General features: G+C 59.4%; 21 protein-coding genes and 2 pseudogenes. 12 read left to right on the top strand and 11 right to left on the bottom strand.

The features are described 5' to 3' along the window. The first annotated feature begins 120 nt into the window (after positions 1-120). The 10 genes and pseudogenes from PspCFBP13508_RS00305 (at position 121) to PspCFBP13508_RS00260 (ending at position 5,919) form a co-directional block, all read left to right on the top strand. Positions 121-330, top strand: a complete 210-nt coding sequence (locus PspCFBP13508_RS00305; protein ID WP_130910827.1) for a hypothetical protein — start codon at positions 121-123, stop codon at positions 328-330. 191 nt (positions 331-521) lie between these two features. Continuing rightward, positions 522-749 (top strand): annotated as a pseudogene (locus PspCFBP13508_RS00300) (pyocin); the annotation flags it as partial. 10 nt (positions 750-759) lie between these two features. After that, positions 760-1,113, top strand: coding sequence for a DUF6572 domain-containing protein (locus tag PspCFBP13508_RS00295; protein ID WP_016774273.1), 354 nt, complete (start codon positions 760-762; stop codon positions 1,111-1,113). Positions 1,114-1,222: 109 nt separating this feature from the next. Next, on the top strand, positions 1,223-1,468 hold the full coding sequence (locus PspCFBP13508_RS00290) for a DUF6572 domain-containing protein (RefSeq protein ID WP_241669475.1): 246 nt from the start codon (positions 1,223-1,225) through the stop codon (positions 1,466-1,468). A 416-nt stretch (positions 1,469-1,884) separates the two neighbouring features. Next, positions 1,885-2,247: a hypothetical protein gene (locus PspCFBP13508_RS00285; protein WP_137213274.1), complete on the top strand. Its 363-nt coding sequence runs from the start codon at positions 1,885-1,887 to the stop codon at positions 2,245-2,247. Between the two features lie 115 nt (positions 2,248-2,362). Further along, complete coding sequence (locus tag PspCFBP13508_RS00280) at positions 2,363-2,722, top strand: DUF6124 family protein (protein WP_137213272.1); 360 nt, start codon at positions 2,363-2,365, stop codon at positions 2,720-2,722. Between the two features lie 304 nt (positions 2,723-3,026). Continuing rightward, positions 3,027-4,229 (top strand): NAD(P)/FAD-dependent oxidoreductase, encoded by a 1,203-nt coding sequence (locus PspCFBP13508_RS00275; RefSeq protein ID WP_137213270.1) that lies wholly within the window; start codon positions 3,027-3,029, stop codon positions 4,227-4,229. A 40-nt stretch (positions 4,230-4,269) separates the two neighbouring features. Continuing rightward, positions 4,270-5,202, top strand: coding sequence for an MBL fold metallo-hydrolase (locus tag PspCFBP13508_RS00270; RefSeq protein WP_130912844.1), 933 nt, complete (start codon positions 4,270-4,272; stop codon positions 5,200-5,202). A gap of 144 nt (positions 5,203-5,346) precedes the next feature. Continuing rightward, positions 5,347-5,586: a hypothetical protein gene (locus PspCFBP13508_RS00265; protein ID WP_016774268.1), complete on the top strand. Its 240-nt coding sequence runs from the start codon at positions 5,347-5,349 to the stop codon at positions 5,584-5,586. 84 nt (positions 5,587-5,670) lie between these two features. Beyond that, a complete protein-coding gene (locus tag PspCFBP13508_RS00260; RefSeq protein WP_137213268.1) occupies positions 5,671-5,919 on the top strand; it encodes a DUF6555 family protein in 249 nt (82 codons plus the stop codon). Here PspCFBP13508_RS00260 and PspCFBP13508_RS00255 read toward each other — a convergent pair. The 3 genes from PspCFBP13508_RS00255 to PspCFBP13508_RS00245 form a co-directional block, all read right to left on the bottom strand. Then, the gene (locus tag PspCFBP13508_RS00255) at positions 5,916-6,650 is read right to left on the bottom strand and encodes a class I SAM-dependent methyltransferase (RefSeq protein WP_137213266.1); all 735 of its coding nucleotides are present in this window, start codon (positions 6,648-6,650) and stop codon (positions 5,916-5,918) included. The two genes, PspCFBP13508_RS00260 and PspCFBP13508_RS00255, sit on opposite strands and share 4 nt — an antisense overlap. Before the next feature lie 178 nt (positions 6,651-6,828). Further along, a complete protein-coding gene (locus tag PspCFBP13508_RS00250) occupies positions 6,829-7,338 on the bottom strand; it encodes a nucleoside deaminase (RefSeq protein ID WP_016774265.1) in 510 nt (169 codons plus the stop codon). 33 nt (positions 7,339-7,371) lie between these two features. Next, entirely contained in the window at positions 7,372-8,712 is a 1,341-nt protein-coding gene (locus PspCFBP13508_RS00245; RefSeq protein WP_137213264.1) for a nucleobase:cation symporter-2 family protein, read from the bottom strand. A gap of 202 nt (positions 8,713-8,914) precedes the next feature. Here PspCFBP13508_RS00245 and PspCFBP13508_RS00240 point away from each other — a divergent pair. After that, positions 8,915-9,829 (top strand): annotated as a pseudogene (locus tag PspCFBP13508_RS00240) (LysR family transcriptional regulator). Here the strand turns inward: PspCFBP13508_RS00240 and PspCFBP13508_RS00235 are convergent. Together PspCFBP13508_RS00235 and PspCFBP13508_RS00230 are read right to left on the bottom strand one after the other, a co-directional pair. Then, positions 9,830-10,255, bottom strand: coding sequence for a VOC family protein (locus PspCFBP13508_RS00235; RefSeq protein ID WP_130912840.1), 426 nt, complete (start codon positions 10,253-10,255; stop codon positions 9,830-9,832). 164 nt (positions 10,256-10,419) lie between these two features. Further along, on the bottom strand, positions 10,420-10,875 hold the full coding sequence (locus PspCFBP13508_RS00230; protein WP_130912839.1) for a helix-turn-helix domain-containing protein: 456 nt from the start codon (positions 10,873-10,875) through the stop codon (positions 10,420-10,422). Positions 10,876-10,982: 107 nt separating this feature from the next. On the opposite strand from PspCFBP13508_RS00230, the gene PspCFBP13508_RS00225 reads away from it, so the two are divergent. Further along, positions 10,983-12,206: an MFS transporter gene (locus PspCFBP13508_RS00225; RefSeq protein ID WP_137213262.1), complete on the top strand. Its 1,224-nt coding sequence runs from the start codon at positions 10,983-10,985 to the stop codon at positions 12,204-12,206. A gap of 112 nt (positions 12,207-12,318) precedes the next feature. Here PspCFBP13508_RS00225 and PspCFBP13508_RS27370 read toward each other — a convergent pair whose 3' ends face one another. The 6 genes from PspCFBP13508_RS27370 to PspCFBP13508_RS00200 form a co-directional block, all read right to left on the bottom strand. Further along, positions 12,319-12,465: a hypothetical protein gene (locus tag PspCFBP13508_RS27370; protein WP_178084462.1), complete on the bottom strand. Its 147-nt coding sequence runs from the start codon at positions 12,463-12,465 to the stop codon at positions 12,319-12,321. Continuing rightward, positions 12,462-13,631 (bottom strand): zinc-dependent alcohol dehydrogenase, encoded by a 1,170-nt coding sequence (locus PspCFBP13508_RS00220; RefSeq protein WP_130912837.1) that lies wholly within the window; start codon positions 13,629-13,631, stop codon positions 12,462-12,464. The genes PspCFBP13508_RS27370 and PspCFBP13508_RS00220 overlap by 4 nt, the downstream gene beginning before the upstream one ends. Before the next feature lie 40 nt (positions 13,632-13,671). Further along, on the bottom strand, positions 13,672-13,899 hold the full coding sequence (locus tag PspCFBP13508_RS00215) for a PLD nuclease N-terminal domain-containing protein (protein ID WP_024012535.1): 228 nt from the start codon (positions 13,897-13,899) through the stop codon (positions 13,672-13,674). Between the two features lie 86 nt (positions 13,900-13,985). Continuing rightward, positions 13,986-14,441 carry a YetF domain-containing protein gene (locus PspCFBP13508_RS00210; protein WP_024012534.1) on the bottom strand — a complete coding sequence of 152 codons (456 nt, stop codon included), beginning with the start codon at positions 14,439-14,441 and terminating at the stop codon, positions 13,986-13,988. Positions 14,442-14,448: 7 nt separating this feature from the next. Further along, positions 14,449-14,967, bottom strand: a complete 519-nt coding sequence (locus PspCFBP13508_RS00205) for a hypothetical protein (protein ID WP_137213261.1) — start codon at positions 14,965-14,967, stop codon at positions 14,449-14,451. Next, positions 14,964-15,473, bottom strand: a complete 510-nt coding sequence (locus PspCFBP13508_RS00200; protein ID WP_137213259.1) for a CinA family protein — start codon at positions 15,471-15,473, stop codon at positions 14,964-14,966. The genes PspCFBP13508_RS00205 and PspCFBP13508_RS00200 overlap by 4 nt, the downstream gene beginning before the upstream one ends. Positions 15,474-15,567: the final 94 nt, after the last annotated feature.

Raw genomic sequence — 15,567 nt, 5'->3', positions numbered from 1 at the left:
TCTTGAATAACGCTTCGAATGAAAACGACTTAAAAACTAGTAGTTATTACAGTTCCAGAGTTACCGGTTCTTCACCATACTCAAAAACAGCCACGCTGCAATTCGAACGGAGTCGACCTCATGCCTAATCCAGATCTTTTGCCGAGCCTACTTTTTAAAATCAACGAAAACCAGTTAGCGCTAGAAGCGGCGATACTGGAGCTTTCAAAATGGGTAGAGCAACGCGGTAGTGCAGAAGTAGCTAATAACGTTAGGGATGTATTGGACACGTGTGATAGGAATGAAGGGTTTATCAAAATAACTCTGGCCTTACTGATGGCACCCGACTGATGGTTCCAATACGAATATCAATGGCATCGGTAAGGCTCGGTGACGTTCAGCATCAAGGCCCTTACCGAGTTGCCAATTTCCAAGCACGCTCCCCATGGCTGCATCCGAAATGCAAGTTCAGGACCTCCATCCTCACGGTCGAAATTAAGCAACAAACCCTCCACCAATTCGAAGACGCCATCGGGGATCTAACCCGCACGCGCATTGATATGATGGGCCGCGATGCGGACGGCAACATCTCCTGCGTCGAATGCAAATCTTCGGAAACAGCGCCACTGACGCGCAATCAGAAATTGGGCTTTCCAGAAATAGAAAAGACCGGCGCAACCGCCGTCGGCAAAGGTAAACCCGGCTTCACCGGAGGCACCCGAATCCCACCCACCAGAGTCGACATCATTCGACCTGACCCGACCCTCTGAGGGAGCAGACATGTCCATCACCGAAACCAAAGTCGTCGACATCATCGCAGTACCCGAGTGGGAACCCGACAATGTCGTACTCGTCATCACTGATCACTTGGAATGGGGCGACAAAGCCCAACAGGGTGAACACCTGTTGTTGCTACAGGAGAAGATCAATACCTACATCGCCTTCATCGAGAGCGGCGAACTGCTGGAAAGCTATCCGCCAGCCAAGGGCAAGAATCCGAAAATTCGCATCAATGGTTTATATGAGCTACCTGAGCAAGGTGAAACCTTTGTCGACCGCGTGACCGAGGTACTCAAAGGCGTAGGCATCGGAATGGAATTTGTGCTTAAGGACGACTTTGCTGTTCGACACTAGGCGTGTGAGCTAGTAGAGCTAAAGCAAAGCAAAGGGCGGCAAGCCACAGAGCTGTAGCTCGGTTCCCTCAGAGGGATTGAACAAACCGGCTGGAGGCCAAGGATCCGCAGTGTCCTTAACAGACCCGAACATTATCGATATGTGGGGAATCCCCAAATCGGACAGTGGCGCCATCATCCTGGGCATCGCTGACCACCTAGAATGGGGCAATAAGACCCTACAAGCCGAGCACCTGCTCGCGCTACAACGGAAGATAAACGGCTACATCGCTTTCATCGAAAGCGGTGAGATCTATAACAAGATTCCCGCTGCACTCGGCAAGTCACTTGTAATCCGTACGGCGCAACGGCCTTGAGATCGGCCTAAACAGATTCGGGTCTCCGATATTCTGAAAAGGTGAGATGAGCAGGCACGTACAGCGCATAAACACGACTTGGCAAGCACGTTTAAATTACACCGATTTCTCCTCCAAAAAGCCTACAACGCCTTGCGCCGCTGCCTACGGGTACTTCAGAATCCGCCGGCTTGTGCGTCTAGGCTGCGGGTCCTATCGTTTGTCGGTCACCGAAATAGGTGATCGGGTTTGGTAGCCCGCAGTGTTAGATATACAGATCTGCCGTCGAGATTTCTGTCTCGGATTTGCGGTGGCCATGTATAGGGCGTCCTAGGGCGCGCCGGATCCTAACACCCGGTCTACCAACCTGTGCATGGCCGCCACCCTTCGTTTGGTAGCGAAAGGGTGAAGCCTCCCTTAAATGTGTTAGGAGCTTCATCAAAGTAACCCCAAACCCGCCGGAAGCCGATTCAATCCCGTACGACCCTGCTCTGGAACCTCAGCGGATAAAAGATGCGGCCGCTCGCGCCATCAACTTTTACCTCGACCCTCAGACGCTCAAAACCACCATTCCCAAGCGCCAGCCAGGCAGGATCTTTCTCATTGACCCGACGGTGGATAAGGAAACGCTGCTCGTCGAAGCCTCTGAATCGCTGACAGCCGCCAATGACATGGCCCGCGAAATCGGCGGCGTGATTGATCACCCACAGCGTCGATCGCTGCTGATGTTGCAACAGATGATCATGTTGAGTGAGCTGATCGTCAATCGCGTGCTCGACAGCCGACGCGTGTCGAACTAGCTGGCAACCCAGGCACGAGGGGGCATGCTCCCTCACTGCCAGCGGACGCGCCACTGCTGTGGCGCGGCATCCTCTTATCCAGACGCTCAAGCCGCTCTCATCGGAGTTTCAGCTGATGTCACAGACACCGCCCCATCCGCCGGTCACCGACCCGGTATCGCCTTACGAATCCTTCCATTCAAAAAAACTTCATGACGCCGCCGAGCGCGCGCTCGACCATTACCTCGCGCCGGCCAAGGTCAACGCCACGCCTTACAGTCCCAACACGCTGTTTATGGTCAACCCGGAATCCGACACCGAATCCTTGCTGGTCAATGCGTGCGAATCCCTGGCGTCCGCCACGGTGATGCTCGGTGATTTCGCCGGGATGCTGGAAGGCTCACGGCGCAATACGCTGTTAGGCATTGCACAGGTGGTCATGCTGGGGGAATTGGCCGTCAACAAAGGGTTGGATAACGTAGTGCCCACCGACTGAACAACGGCATCGGCCGTGCAGGCGTGCTGGCGCCCTGCGCGGCGATGTTCGTTTCGAACAACACCTCGCCCGGTATTCCCACCTCGCCCCCCCATACCTTCGTATACCCCTCTTCCACCCATGCGTACCCCACGCACACCGATGGACAACTGCGCACGCAGCCTCCGCGCCCTAGCATGACTCTCGACGGCGAACGATTGAGCGCCAGGCAGTACGGCAAGCAGTTGCGGCGGCCAGTGATCGTCACGCCAGAGTCCGCGTCGGGCTCGGGTGTCATCCATCCATCAGCGTCAGGGAGCACATTATGAAACAGCAATTATTGGTCATCGGTGCGGGATTCGGCGGGCTGTGGAGTGCGTTGAGCGCCGCGCGTTTGCTGGATATGCATGCCCGTCAGGATGTCGAGATCACGCTGCTCGCCCCGCAAGCCGAGCTGCGCATTCGCCCGCGTTTCTACGAGCCGGACGTGCACAGCATGTACGCGCCGCTCGACGCGTTGCTCGATGCAGTGGGCGTGCGTTTCGTCAAAGGTACCGCTGACAGCATCGACGCCGAGGCGCGCCGAATCGGTTACCGCGACGAGGCCGGGCGTCCGGGTCAACTGAGCTACGACCGGCTGGTTCTCGCCAGTGGCAGCCAGCTCGCACGGCCGCCGGTTCCAGGGCTCAAGGAGCATGCGTTCGATGTCGATCAGATCGAATCCTCGGCGCGTCTGGAACGTCATCTCATCGCCCTCGCCGACCAACCGGCCAGCGTTGCCCGCAACACCGTGGTGGTCGCCGGTGGCGGTTTCACCGGGATCGAAACCGCGACGGAAATGCCGGCGCGCCTGCGTGCGATCATCGGTGAGGATCAAGACCTGCGCGTGATCATTGTCGATCGCAGCAAGGACATCGCCGCGACCATGGGTGATGGCATTCGCCCGTCGATCATCGAGGCGTCCAATGACCTGGGTATCGAATGGATCGTCGATGCCAGCGTTGCCGCTGTGGATGCCAATGGCGTCACCCTCGCCGATGGCCGCCACATCGAAAGCCACACCGTGATCTGGACCGTAGGTTTCCGCGCCAGCCCGCTCACCGAACAACTCGACGCCGAACGCGATGGCCAGGGCCGCCTGCACGTCGATGGCAACCTCAAGGTGCAAGGCATCGATCACGTCTTTGCCGCTGGTGATGTCGCTCGCGCCGCCACAGACGACCTCGGCAACTATGCCGCGATGTCTTGCCAGCACGCGATCAGCTTGGGTCGCTACGCCGGCAACAACGCCGCCGCCGATCTCCTCGGCGTCGCTCCGACAATGTATCGCCAGCCCAAGTACGTGACTTGCCTGGATCTGGGCGCCTGGGGCGCGGTGTACACGGAAGGCTGGGATCGTCAGCTGAAGCTGGTGAAGGCCGAAGCCAAAGAGCTGAAGACGCAGATCAACACGGTGTGGATCTACCCGCCCGCCGCAGATCGTCGCGCTGCCCTCGCGGCCGCCGATCCGCTGATCCCTGTAGCCTGATTTCACCCTCCGCTTTAGCCCTGAAAACAAAGAGAACACCATGACCCTGCATCTGGATTCCTTCACCGCCAACCGCGCGGTGGCCCTGCAAACCCAAAGCGAAGAACTGGTGCCGTCGCGCTACGCCCTGCGCCTGGGCGACATTGACGTGATGGTGATCAGCGACGGCGTGTTGCCGTTGCCGACCCAGACCATGTCAACCAATGCCGACCCCGCCGACCGTGCCGCCTGGTTCAAGGAAATGTATCTGGGCCCTGACGCCTTTGACTGGGCGCTCAACGTGCTGGTGGTGCGTAGCGGCGAACAAGTCATCCTCGTCGACGCCGGCCTCGGTGGCCAATTCCCCGGTTTTCCGCGTGCCGGGCAGTTCCCCAAGCGCCTGGCCGCTGCCGGGGTGGATCTCGCCGACATCACTGATATCGTCATCACGCACATGCACATGGACCATATCGGCGGCCTGCTGGTCGACTCGGTGAAGAGCCGTCTGCGTCAAGACGTACGCATCCACGTCACCGCTGCCGAAGTGAATTTCTGGTCCACGCCAGACTTCACCAGCACCGACATGCCCGCACCAGTACCAGACGTCCTGCGCAGCACCGCCAACGCGTTCATCGACCACTATGAAAGCAAATTGCACATCTTCGAAGACGAATGCCAGGTTGCACCTGGCGTAGTTGCAAAACTCACCGGTGGTCATACGCCAGGGCACTGCGTGGTCTACGTCAACTCCGGTGGCGAGCGCCTGACCTTTGCCGGTGACGCGTTGTTCCCGGTGGCGTTCGATCACCCCGACTGGCACAACGGTTTCGAACACGATCCGGCCAAATCGGTGGAAGTGCGCGTGCGCATGCTCAAGGAAGCCGCCGCCAGCGGCGAGCTGTTCGTCGCCACGCATCTGGCCTTCCCTTCGGTGGGTAGGGTCGCGATCAATGGTGCTGCTTTCCGTTGGATACCTGCGATTTGGGATTACTGATTGCGCGCCTGAAATCTTCGCCCGGCTTCTGCCGGGCGAAACCTTCTTCACCGCCATTGCGACGCAGAGCCGTGCGGGCGGTGACCATCCTTCGGTTGCTGTGTACCCTTTCCGTATCAAAAAATCTGTGCAGAGGACAGAGCGTTGGCATATCTGGATTGGGTGCAATGGCCGGCGATGCTGGTCACCGTTCTGGCCGCCTGGCTGATCGGTTCGCAACGACCGCAACGGCGCATGAGCGGTTTCGTTTGTTTCAGTCTGAGCAATTTGCTGTGGGTGATCTGGGGCGTCCATGCCGGGGCTTACGCGCTGATCGTTCTGCAGCTTTGCCTGTTCCTGATGAACCTGCGCGGTTTCATGAAGAACCGCGTTTTAGAGCGCTGAATGACGCTGATCATCCGGCCAGAAAATCCTTTGAATTTTTCTTGTCGGACAAAATCATTTACGTATGAGCGTAAGGAGGAACTCATGCGTAGCACCGATATTTTCGTCATCGAATACAAACATCACGACCAGCCAAAATCATTCGTCATCCGCGCCAAGAGTATGCGCAACGCCGACGCTTGGCATTGGGCGAGCTGTGACGCCGGTATTGCGCCGATTCCGAAACCGGGTAAACCACCGTTGAAAGTGGTTTCCAAACCCCAGGCCGAGCGCTATGGGATCACCGACGTGAAGTGGCGCGAGACGGCAGCGCTGGACTGGACGGAGACTTAGGCAAGTCGGGTCGCCTGGCTGAGCTTGCACGTCAGCCAGGCGCCCCAGAACAGACTGCTGAAAAACCGTGTTGCATCGCCGAATCCGGCGTCATGCAGCAATGTTTGAACCGCCGCCTCCGAGTGCGGCGGATCAGCGCCCTGCAAGATCTTCCCGAGCTTCGCCTGCACCTCGTCAGCGGTTGCGCCCTGCTGTCGCCAGCGCTGGCTCCAGGCTTGCAGCAGCAACGGCTGACTGGCGTAAGCGTAATGATTGCCGGCCACGATCAATGGCGCGCCGGGTTTGAGGCGGGCCTGAATGGAGCGCAGTATTTGTTGCTTGGCCTCGTCACCGCCCAGGTGGTGGAGTACACCGATCAGGGTGGCGGCGTCGAAAGATGCGTCGGCCGGCAAGTCTTCGACATGACCGAGATGTATCTGGACTCTGTGCAATAGATCATTGGCGCGCAGATGTTCGGTCGCAGCATCCAGCATCGGCCCGGAAGGATCAACCGCAGTGAAGTGCCAATCCGGCTCCAGCGCGGCCATCGCGATAATTTCCTGCGCAGTGCCCCCCGCGCCCACCACCAGCACGTTTGCCGGACGCGACTGCCCAAGGCTGGCGGCGAGCATACAGGCCGACAGGTCGTGACAGGCATCGTAGCCAGCGAGGGCAATGCGGCTTTGCCGGGCATATTCATTGGCGCGGGAGGTGTCGAATTTGCCGGCGGCGTCAGTGGCGGGTTGGGTCATGGCGATTCTCCTTGTCTTTGCGACACGCTACGCGGTGAGCGTGGAGAAGAAAAATCCAATGATTTCATGGGGGGCATTCCGCTGGGGAATGTGTGGATGTCATCCCGACGAAGTAAAAGTGATGCAGAGCGTCAGCGGATGCATCCCCACGCAGGAGCGTGGGAACGATCCATAACAACTAAGACCAGAACCCTTTATGCGGTTCAGCCGCCTCTGCCTCCAGCATCGGCCCGAAAACGCTCACCGTGCGCTGCCCTCTGGCAAACACTTCGCGACACGGCAACGAGAACGTCGGGTTCTCCGGATGATCGCCGGTCAGTCCGAGCAACGCATGCTCCGATAACGCGTACACCACTCGCCCGACACCGGTCCAATACACCGCGCCCGCGCACATGCAGCAAGGTTCGGCGCTGGTGTACAGCGTGCACGCCTCCAGCTCCGTGGGTGACAACCGCTTCGCCGCCGCAGCGACCGCGACCAGTTCGGCATGCTGGGTGGGATCACCCTCCGGCGGCATCGAATTGTTGCCCGCTTCGGCAATGACCTTGCCGTCGCGGTCCGCCACCAGCGCCGCAAACGGGTGCCGGCCACGTTGTTTCGACGCCTGCGACAGGGCGATGGTCTGGCGCAGCAATGCCAGGTCCAGATCGCTGACGCCGGCCGGAACAAGCTGAGTGAATTGATTCATGGGTAACTCCTGGGCAGTGAGAAAAGACAAATGTCAGTCGGCCAGTTCGGCCGTGGAAGCGCCGACGGCGTCGGTCGATGGTTTTTGTTTGTTGAGCAAGAGGTTGAGCAGAATGGCGGTGATCGCACCGAGGAAAATGCCGCTGTCGAGCACCAGTTTCAGCGTCGGGCCGACATGTTCGAACAGGGCCGGAAACGACATTGGCAGGACGCCGACGCTGACCGACACCGCAACAATAATGGCGTTGCGTGTGCCTTCGAACTGCACCCGTGACAGTTCCTGAATGCCCGCCACCGTGGTCATGCCGAACATGACGATCGCGCAGCCGCCCAGCACTGGAGTGGGCACCGCCGCAATCAACGCGCCGAGCTTGGGGAACAAGCCCATCAGCACCATGATCGCGCCAGCGGCCGCGACGACGAAGCGGCTCTTGATGCTCGAAAGTGCAATCAGGCCGGTGTTTTGCGTGAAGGCGTTATAGGGAAAACTGTTGAACAGGCCACCGAGCATGGTCGACAAGCCGTCGGCGCGGAAGGCGTTGCCGAGGGTCTGCTGCGTAGTCGGTTTGCCGACCAGTTTGCCGATGGCCAGGCAGTTGCCAGTGGTCTCGGCCATGATCACCAGCATCGCCAGGGTCATGATCAGAATCGGTACCAGAGAAAATTCCGGCGCACCGAACGCCATTGGCGCGCTCAACTCGAACCACGCCGCCTCGCTGACCCGATTGAAGTGCGTCATGCCGCAGGCGGCAGCGATCAGGCTGCCGACAAACAAGCCGATGAGCACGCTGAGGTTGCCGATGAAACCGCTGAATTTCGCATAAATCACCAGCGTCACACTGACCGTGGCCAGGCCCAGCAGCAGACTGGCCGGGCGACCGAAGTCAGGCGAATCGGGATTACCGCCACCCAGCCAGATTGCCGCCGCCGGCATCAGTGAGATACCGATGATGGTGATCAGGCTGCCAATCACCACGGGCGGAAAGAATCGCAGCAAGCGGCTGAACACAGGCGCCAGTGCGATGGTCAGGAAGCCGGCGGCGATCACCGCCCCAAAGATCTGGCTGAGGCCGAACTCCTTGCCGATCATGATCATCGGCGCCAGCGCAATGAACGAGCAGCCCTGAATCAATGGTAAACGCGCGCCAAACTTCCAGAAGCCGAGAGTTTGAATCAGCGTCGCCACACCGGACGTCAGCAGGTTGGCGTTGATCAGTAAAACCACCTGAGCCGACGTCAGCCCCATCGCACTGCCGAGAATCAGCGGCACCGCCACCGCTCCCGCATACATCACCAGAACATGCTGCAGACCGAAGGTGAAAAGCTGCCGCAGGGGCAACACCTCATCGACCGGGTGAACGCGTTGTGTAGTCATGGCACAAGCTCCTGAAGGGGCAGCGTTGGTTGTAATCGCGGGCGCTCAGGGACAGATGCACAGAGAGAATCGGCCCCGGCGTTCGAAGACGCGAGGTCATCCTTGAATGTTTTTAACGATGAAACAAATTGGCAACCATCGCTTTTTTCGATGGCAAAGACGCGGCACAATCGCCGTCTCGCTCAACCTCGGAGTACACCGCGTGCGCTTCTCACTCGATCAGTTGCTGATGTTCGTCCAGGTGGTGAAAAGCGGCTCGTTCTCCGCCGCCGGGCGCAAGCTGGGCAAGACGCAATCGACTATCAGCGCAGCGATCGCCAATCTGGAAACCGACCTTGGCGTAGAGCTGTTCGACCGCCGCAATCGCAGCCCTGCCCTCACCGCCAGCGGGCACAAATTGCTGGTGCAGGCAGAGGCGGTACTGGAGCGCTGCATGACGTTCGAGGCCCACGCCGATTGCCTTTCCGATAGCGTCGAACCGAGCCTGACCCTGGCGATTGAAACGCCGTACGGCCCGATCATGCCGGTGCTGCAAGCGTTCGAGCAGGCCTTCCCGTTTGTCGATCTGATCATTCGTCACCCGGTCTACGGCGATGTCAGCGAACTGGTCAGCAGTGGCGAGGCGGTGCTGGGCGTGGCGTTTTCGCAGCCGGGCTATCCTCGGGAACTGGCGTTCCAGCAACTGGGCAAACTGATCATGCTGCACGTCTGCCATCCCGATCATCCGCTGGCGAAACTGGACAACGTCACCTTCGACGATTTGCATGTGCACCGGCGCCTGGCGTTCAGTGCGCACGCCAGCAAACTGCCGAGCAGTGAATACCTGCGTTCGACGCAACTGTGACAAGCGGAAAGCTATCTGGCCCTGCTGGAAATGGTCCGCGCCGGCCTCGGCTGGGCGACCTTGCCGCGCCAACTGATCCAGCGTGAACTGGGCAATGGCGAACTGGTCGAGTTGCAGCTGTCGGCGTACCCGCATACCGACTGGCAAATCGGCGTCGACCTGTTATGGGCACGCCAACGGCCGCTGGGCACCGCCGAGCGCTGGCTGAAGGAAAAGCTGCAGGCCACCAAGGTTTATGAACGCGATCGCAACGGCCAGATCACTACGCTGTGATCATTTGGCAAACACCTGACTCATGTCCTTGAACGCCTTGAATTCCAGCGCATTGCCGCAGGGATCGAGCAGAAACATGGTCGCCTGCTCGCCGACCTGACCCTTGAATCGAATGTAGGGCTCGATCACGAATTGCGTGCCGAATGACTTCAGTCGCTCGGCCAGTGCTTCCCATTGCTCCCACTGCAAAATGATGCCGAAGTGCGGGACCGGTACGTCGTGACCGTCTACCGGGTTGCTGTTGACGCTTCGCTGGGCAGCCGTTTTCGGCTGTTCGTGGATGACCAATTGGTGGCCGTAGAAGTTGAAGTCGACCCATTGCGCGCTGGATCGGCCCTCCTCCAGGCCGAACACTTCACCGTAAAAACGCCGGCAAGCGGCAAGATCGTAGACCGGGATGGCGAGGTGGAAAGGTGAAAGGCTCATCAGGCACTCCCGTAGTCGCGTTGCTGGAAATATGGCAACGGCGCACCGCTGCTGATCGAGGATCGAAAACAGCCTAGATCAAAAACCCGGCGGTTGCCGACTCGACTTTTCATGCCATGGAGATAGCGCGGCTGTGAATACACGCCACGGCTAAATGCCCGGCTTCATTGCCGGCGCGTCACCACTTTTCGGTGACAGTCCGCCGGGGCCAGCACCGCGCCCGCCCGGGAGCGCACGACGATTGTCTCAACGGGCTCGGCCCGTTCGTTGTCGAGCAGAATCGAGTGCTCCTCGCCTTCCGCAAACAGAAAGCGCTCGCCCCACTGCCGCAGGCTGACGACGATGGGGAATACCGCGCGGCCCATGTCGGTGAGCACGTATTCCTTGTAGGCACTGCCGTCTGACGCGGGCCGAAGCTCCAGCACGCCCAACTCGACGAGCATTTTCAGTTTGACCGTGAGGATGTTCTTGGCCAGGCCCAGACGCTTCTGGAATTCACTGAAACGGCGCACGTCATCGAACGCGTCGCGAATGATCATCAAGGCCCAGCGATCGCCAATGGCTTCGAGGGTTCGGGCCACCGGGCATTCGCTCTGCGCCAATGTTTGTTGTCGGGCCATGTGGTTCCTGATGGATCGGTTATTGAATGTGGTTGCATTTAACAACCCGAATGAATAAAGATCAACGTATCGGTTTCAATTCAAAACCACACTACGAGGAAGCAAGGATGCCCTGCCAGACGCAAACCCTGGTCAATGCGCAAGCCGCAGCTGACAGCGCAACGACCGGGCTGAGTCGTTTGCAGACTTTTCTCTTTGCGATCACCTGCGCCATGGCGGTGGCCAATGTTTACTTCGCGCAGCCATTGCTGGAATCGATGGCCGCCAGCCTCGGGGTTTCACCCGGTGCAATCGGCGTTGTGGTCACGGCCACGCAAGCCGGATATGCCGTGGGGCTGCTGTTAATTGTGCCGCTGGGTGATCTGCTCGATCGAAAGAAACTCATCGTCAGCCAACTGCTGTTGTCTGCAACGGCGCTATGCGCCGTGGGCCTGTCCGAGAGCTGGGGAGTGTTGCTCGGCGCCATGATGCTGGTGGGATTGCTGGCGGTGGTGGTGCAAGTGGTGGTCGCCTGCACCGCCAGCCTTGCTCGCCCGCAGCAGCGCGGCGCCGCCGTAGGCACCGTCACCAGTGGCGTGGTACTGGGCATTTTGCTGGCGCGTTTCGTTTCCGGCGTAGTGGCTGATCTGGCCGGTTGGCGCGGCGTGTATTTTGTCTCGGCAGTCATGATGATCGGCTTGGCCCTGCTGTTATGGCGCACCCTGCCCGCCTCGGCAAAACCGCCCGCACAAGGCAGCTACTGGCGACTGCTGCGCTCGGTAATGGAATTGTTTTTGACTGAGCGGGTACTGCGCGTCCGCGGCATCTTCGCCCTGCTGATTTTCGCCGCCTTCAGTGTGTTGTGGACTTCGATGGTGCTGCCGCTCAGCGCCCCGCCCCTGTCGTTGTCCCACACGCAGATCGGCCTGTTTGGTCTGGCCGGAGTGGCGGGCGCGCTCGCCGCCGCACGGGCTGGGCGCCTGGCCGATCGCGGCTTGGGCAATCGCACCACCGGCATCGCCCTGGCGCTGCTGACGCTGTCCTGGCTGCCCATCGCATTTGTCGACAGTTCGCTGCTGGCGATGGCCGTCGGGGTGATCTTGCTCGACTTCGCCGTGCAAGCAGTGCACGTGACCAATCAAAGCCTGATCTTCGCCGCACGGCCCGATGCGCAGAGTCGACTGGTCGGTGCGTATATGTGCTTTTACTCGGTGGGCAGTGGTTTGGGCGCTATCGCGGCGACGTATACCTATGCGCAATCTGGCTGGGTGGCGGTGTGTTTTCTCGGAGGCGGGATCAGTGCTGTGGCTTTACTTTATTGGGCATGGCTGGAATACCGCTACTCGAACTGAACCAGTGCGGGAGCGAGCCTGCTCGCGAAGACGGAGCATCAGTCAGCAGCGAATTGTCTGACCTGACGCCTTCGCGAGCAGGCTCGCTCCCACAGGGTTTACTTGCCAGCAGTTACTTGCCCTCCTCGGGCTTGTCGGTCTGCATCTGCACCGACGGCTTGCTTTTGTCGCCGTCCTTGTTGGGTGCATCGTTGGAATCAAAGCAGCCGCTCAACAGAAACATTGAGCAGAACCCCAGACATACGCAGATTTTTTTCATGACGATCTCCTGTCAGCAGTGGTATCGCTACCCGGTTCCAGCTTGACCTTGATCCAGCCGGATTGATGTTGATCAAACGCCTTGAACGCCGAAATCGCGTCAGTCAAAGGCTCGTCCTGCGTCAGCACTTTCGCTGGGTCGACGCGCCCGGCGAGGGTCATTTCGATCAGCTTGGGAATGTATTTGCGGTGATGACAGTTGCCCATGTTGATGCGCACGTTCTTGTTCATTGCCTCACCGATCGGGAAGCTGTCGAACCCGGCGGGATAGACACCGATGATGGAAATCGTGCCGGCCTTGGCCACGGTCTTGACCGCCCACTCCAGCGCTTGCGAAGGCGCATCGCCCGGTTGCCACTGCGCAGGATGATGATGGCCGTGATGGGAATGGTTGGCGTCGATGCCCACGGCCTCGATCACCCGATCCACGCCAATTTCCGCAGTCAGGCGCGCAATGATTTCAACTGGATCTTCCTTCTCGAAGTTGATGCACTCGGCACCCAAAGCCTGCGCGCGAGCGAGGCGATCTTCCAGGCCATCGATGGCGAACACCCGGCCGGCGCCCATCAGCTTCGCGCTGATAATCGCAAACAGCCCGACCGGCCCGCAGCCGAACACCGCCACCGTGTCGCCGTCCTTGATCCGTGCCATGTCGGCGCCGAACCAGGCAGTGGGAAAGATATCCGACATGGCAATCGCCTGATCGTCGGTGATGGCGTCCGGCAGCTTGATCAGGCCGATGTTGGCGAAAGGGATGCGCGCTTTCTCGGCTTGCAGGCCATCGAACGGCCCGGTGGTTTTCGGCCCGCCAAAAAATGACGTGCCAGCGGTTTTACCGTTGGGGTTGGCCACGTCGCACTGGGCGAAATAGCCGGCGCGGCAGTACGAGCAGTTGCCGCAGGCAATGGTCGAGGGAATGAGCACGCGATCGCCAACCTTGAGGTTGCGCACATCTTCGCCGAGCGCTTCGACAATCCCCACGCCCTCGTGCCCAAGGATCGTGCCGGGCTGCATGTCCGGCGCACTGCCGCGAATGAAATGCAGATCGGTGCCGCAAATGGCCGACGCGGTCAGCCTGACAATGGCATCGGTCGGCGCTTGAATGGTTGGCTCGGGAACATCGTCCAGGCGGATGTCCCCGACGCCATGAAATACAACAGCTTTCATCGTTCACCTCCCATTTTCCGGATGCGCGCAAATTCGGTTCTTAACCTTTACTGTGCTCCGGCGACGAAGGCCCTTCCTTGACGCCGCGCGGGCCGGCGATGCCCCACACGATCAGGCCGAGCACCGGAAACACGATCAAACCGATCGCCCAGGCGGCTTTGACGCCGACGCTTTTGTTGCTGCGAAACACACTGACGATCGCCCACAGGTCGACCAGCAGAATGATCACTGCCACGGCGATGGAGAAGTAACTCGCTGCCTCGTTCATTTCGCAATCCTCCGATGACTTGTAAGCATTGGGCTGTGAGGCTTTTTCAGCGTTCAAAAAAATTGCAGCCGTGGGGCATCAAAGGTTCAGCCGCCTTCCGGATCCTGGCGGATCACGGAAATCTTGCCGTTGCGCTCGATGATTGCGAATTTGATCTGGTCGATGGTTTCTATGCCCTGACTGGAGCGCGCCGCCTCCATGACATCCGCCTCGACCAGCCGCGCATGGCGCAGGCGTCGGTGCAACAGCTTGCCATTCTCGACAATGATCGTCGGCTCGCCATCAATCAGCCGCGACACCCAACTGGAACGTTGTTTGAGCAGGGAAAAACCGACATCCACAGCGATCAGCGTAATGATCACCAGAAACGCATTGGTCAGAGAAAAATCATCACCGAGCAGCGCTTGCTGGGTGGCCTCACCGATGATCATCAGCAGGACGAAATCAAACGTCGTCAACTCGGCCAGCGAACGCCGGCCGGCAATTTTGAACAGCACCATCAGTGCCAGATACATCGCGAGTGCGCGCAACACCGAGTCCATGGGTCACCTATGGATAAATGAATTGAGTAAGCTTCACTTCGCTCGAGCCCGGCACGCGGATATGGCTGCGAAACAGGCCCAATCCGTCACCGCGCAGCGTCACATAGAGCGTCGCCTGGCCCTGGGCATCCGCCTGCAACCACAAGCGCATGCCCTGTTTTGAGCTGCGCATACGCACCGGGGCCGGTTGCATGGTTTCGACGCTGAAGCCATCGAGCATCTCGCCACCGATGTCGAGTTCGACAGTGGCTTCAGGCGCTGTGTGCACGCTGAGTTTCAGCGGGTTGGTCGAGCCGTTGCGATGGAACATCTCGTATTCGACCTGGACTTTGCCATCGGCGCTGCGGGCGTCCTGCGAACTGAGCACGCCACGGGAAAACAGCCCCAACAGGCCCAGAAGCATGCACAGCACCAGCAGATACCATCCGATATGCTCGAAGCGCCAGACCTTCAACTGATAGGCCATGTCCTCCTGCACCGGGAACTGTCGGCTTTGCAGATCGGGATGGTCGGGGTCAGGCTTCATCGGCGCCACCCTCCTTCGCCGCGCAAGGCGCGACGGTGATAGTCCGGCAACTGCTGCAGGGCGAATTCAGAAGCGAGGGTCTGCACTTCACTGCGCGATCCGGCAAACCATTGTTGGGTGCTGAACAGAAAATGTCGGTCATCGAACTGAAACGCCCAGGCGAAACACACCGTGCCGGCCTTGATGCCGTCCATATCATCGGGTCCGAGAATGCCGGTGGTGGCAACGGCAACGTTGGCGGTGCTGTCGCGCAACGCACCGATGGCCATTTCACTGGCCACTTCCACGCTGGTCAGATTGAAGGTGTCCATGGTCGCCGGGCTGACGTGCAGCAGGCGCTGCTTGGCTTGCGGCGAATAGACCACATAGCCGCACTCGATCAGCTCGCCGCTGCCGGGCACTTCCGACAGCAACATGACAATTTCCCCGGCCGTGCAGGATTCGGCGGTGGTGATGGTCAGTGAATGATGGCGCAGGTATTCAATCGTTTCCTTGGCGATGGACATGGCATGTTCTCAAAGCTGTTATTGCCGGTTGACCGCTCGCCGCGCGGATCATTCCGCCGGATTTGATGAGCGTGTAAGCGCCTCTTGCAGAGAA

Origin of the sequence: Pseudomonas sp. CFBP13508 (genome assembly GCF_005233515.1) — a bacterium.
GTDB lineage: Bacteria > Pseudomonadota > Gammaproteobacteria > Pseudomonadales > Pseudomonadaceae > Aquipseudomonas > Aquipseudomonas mercuritolerans.
This window is presented reverse-complemented; position numbering and strand designations above follow the sequence as displayed.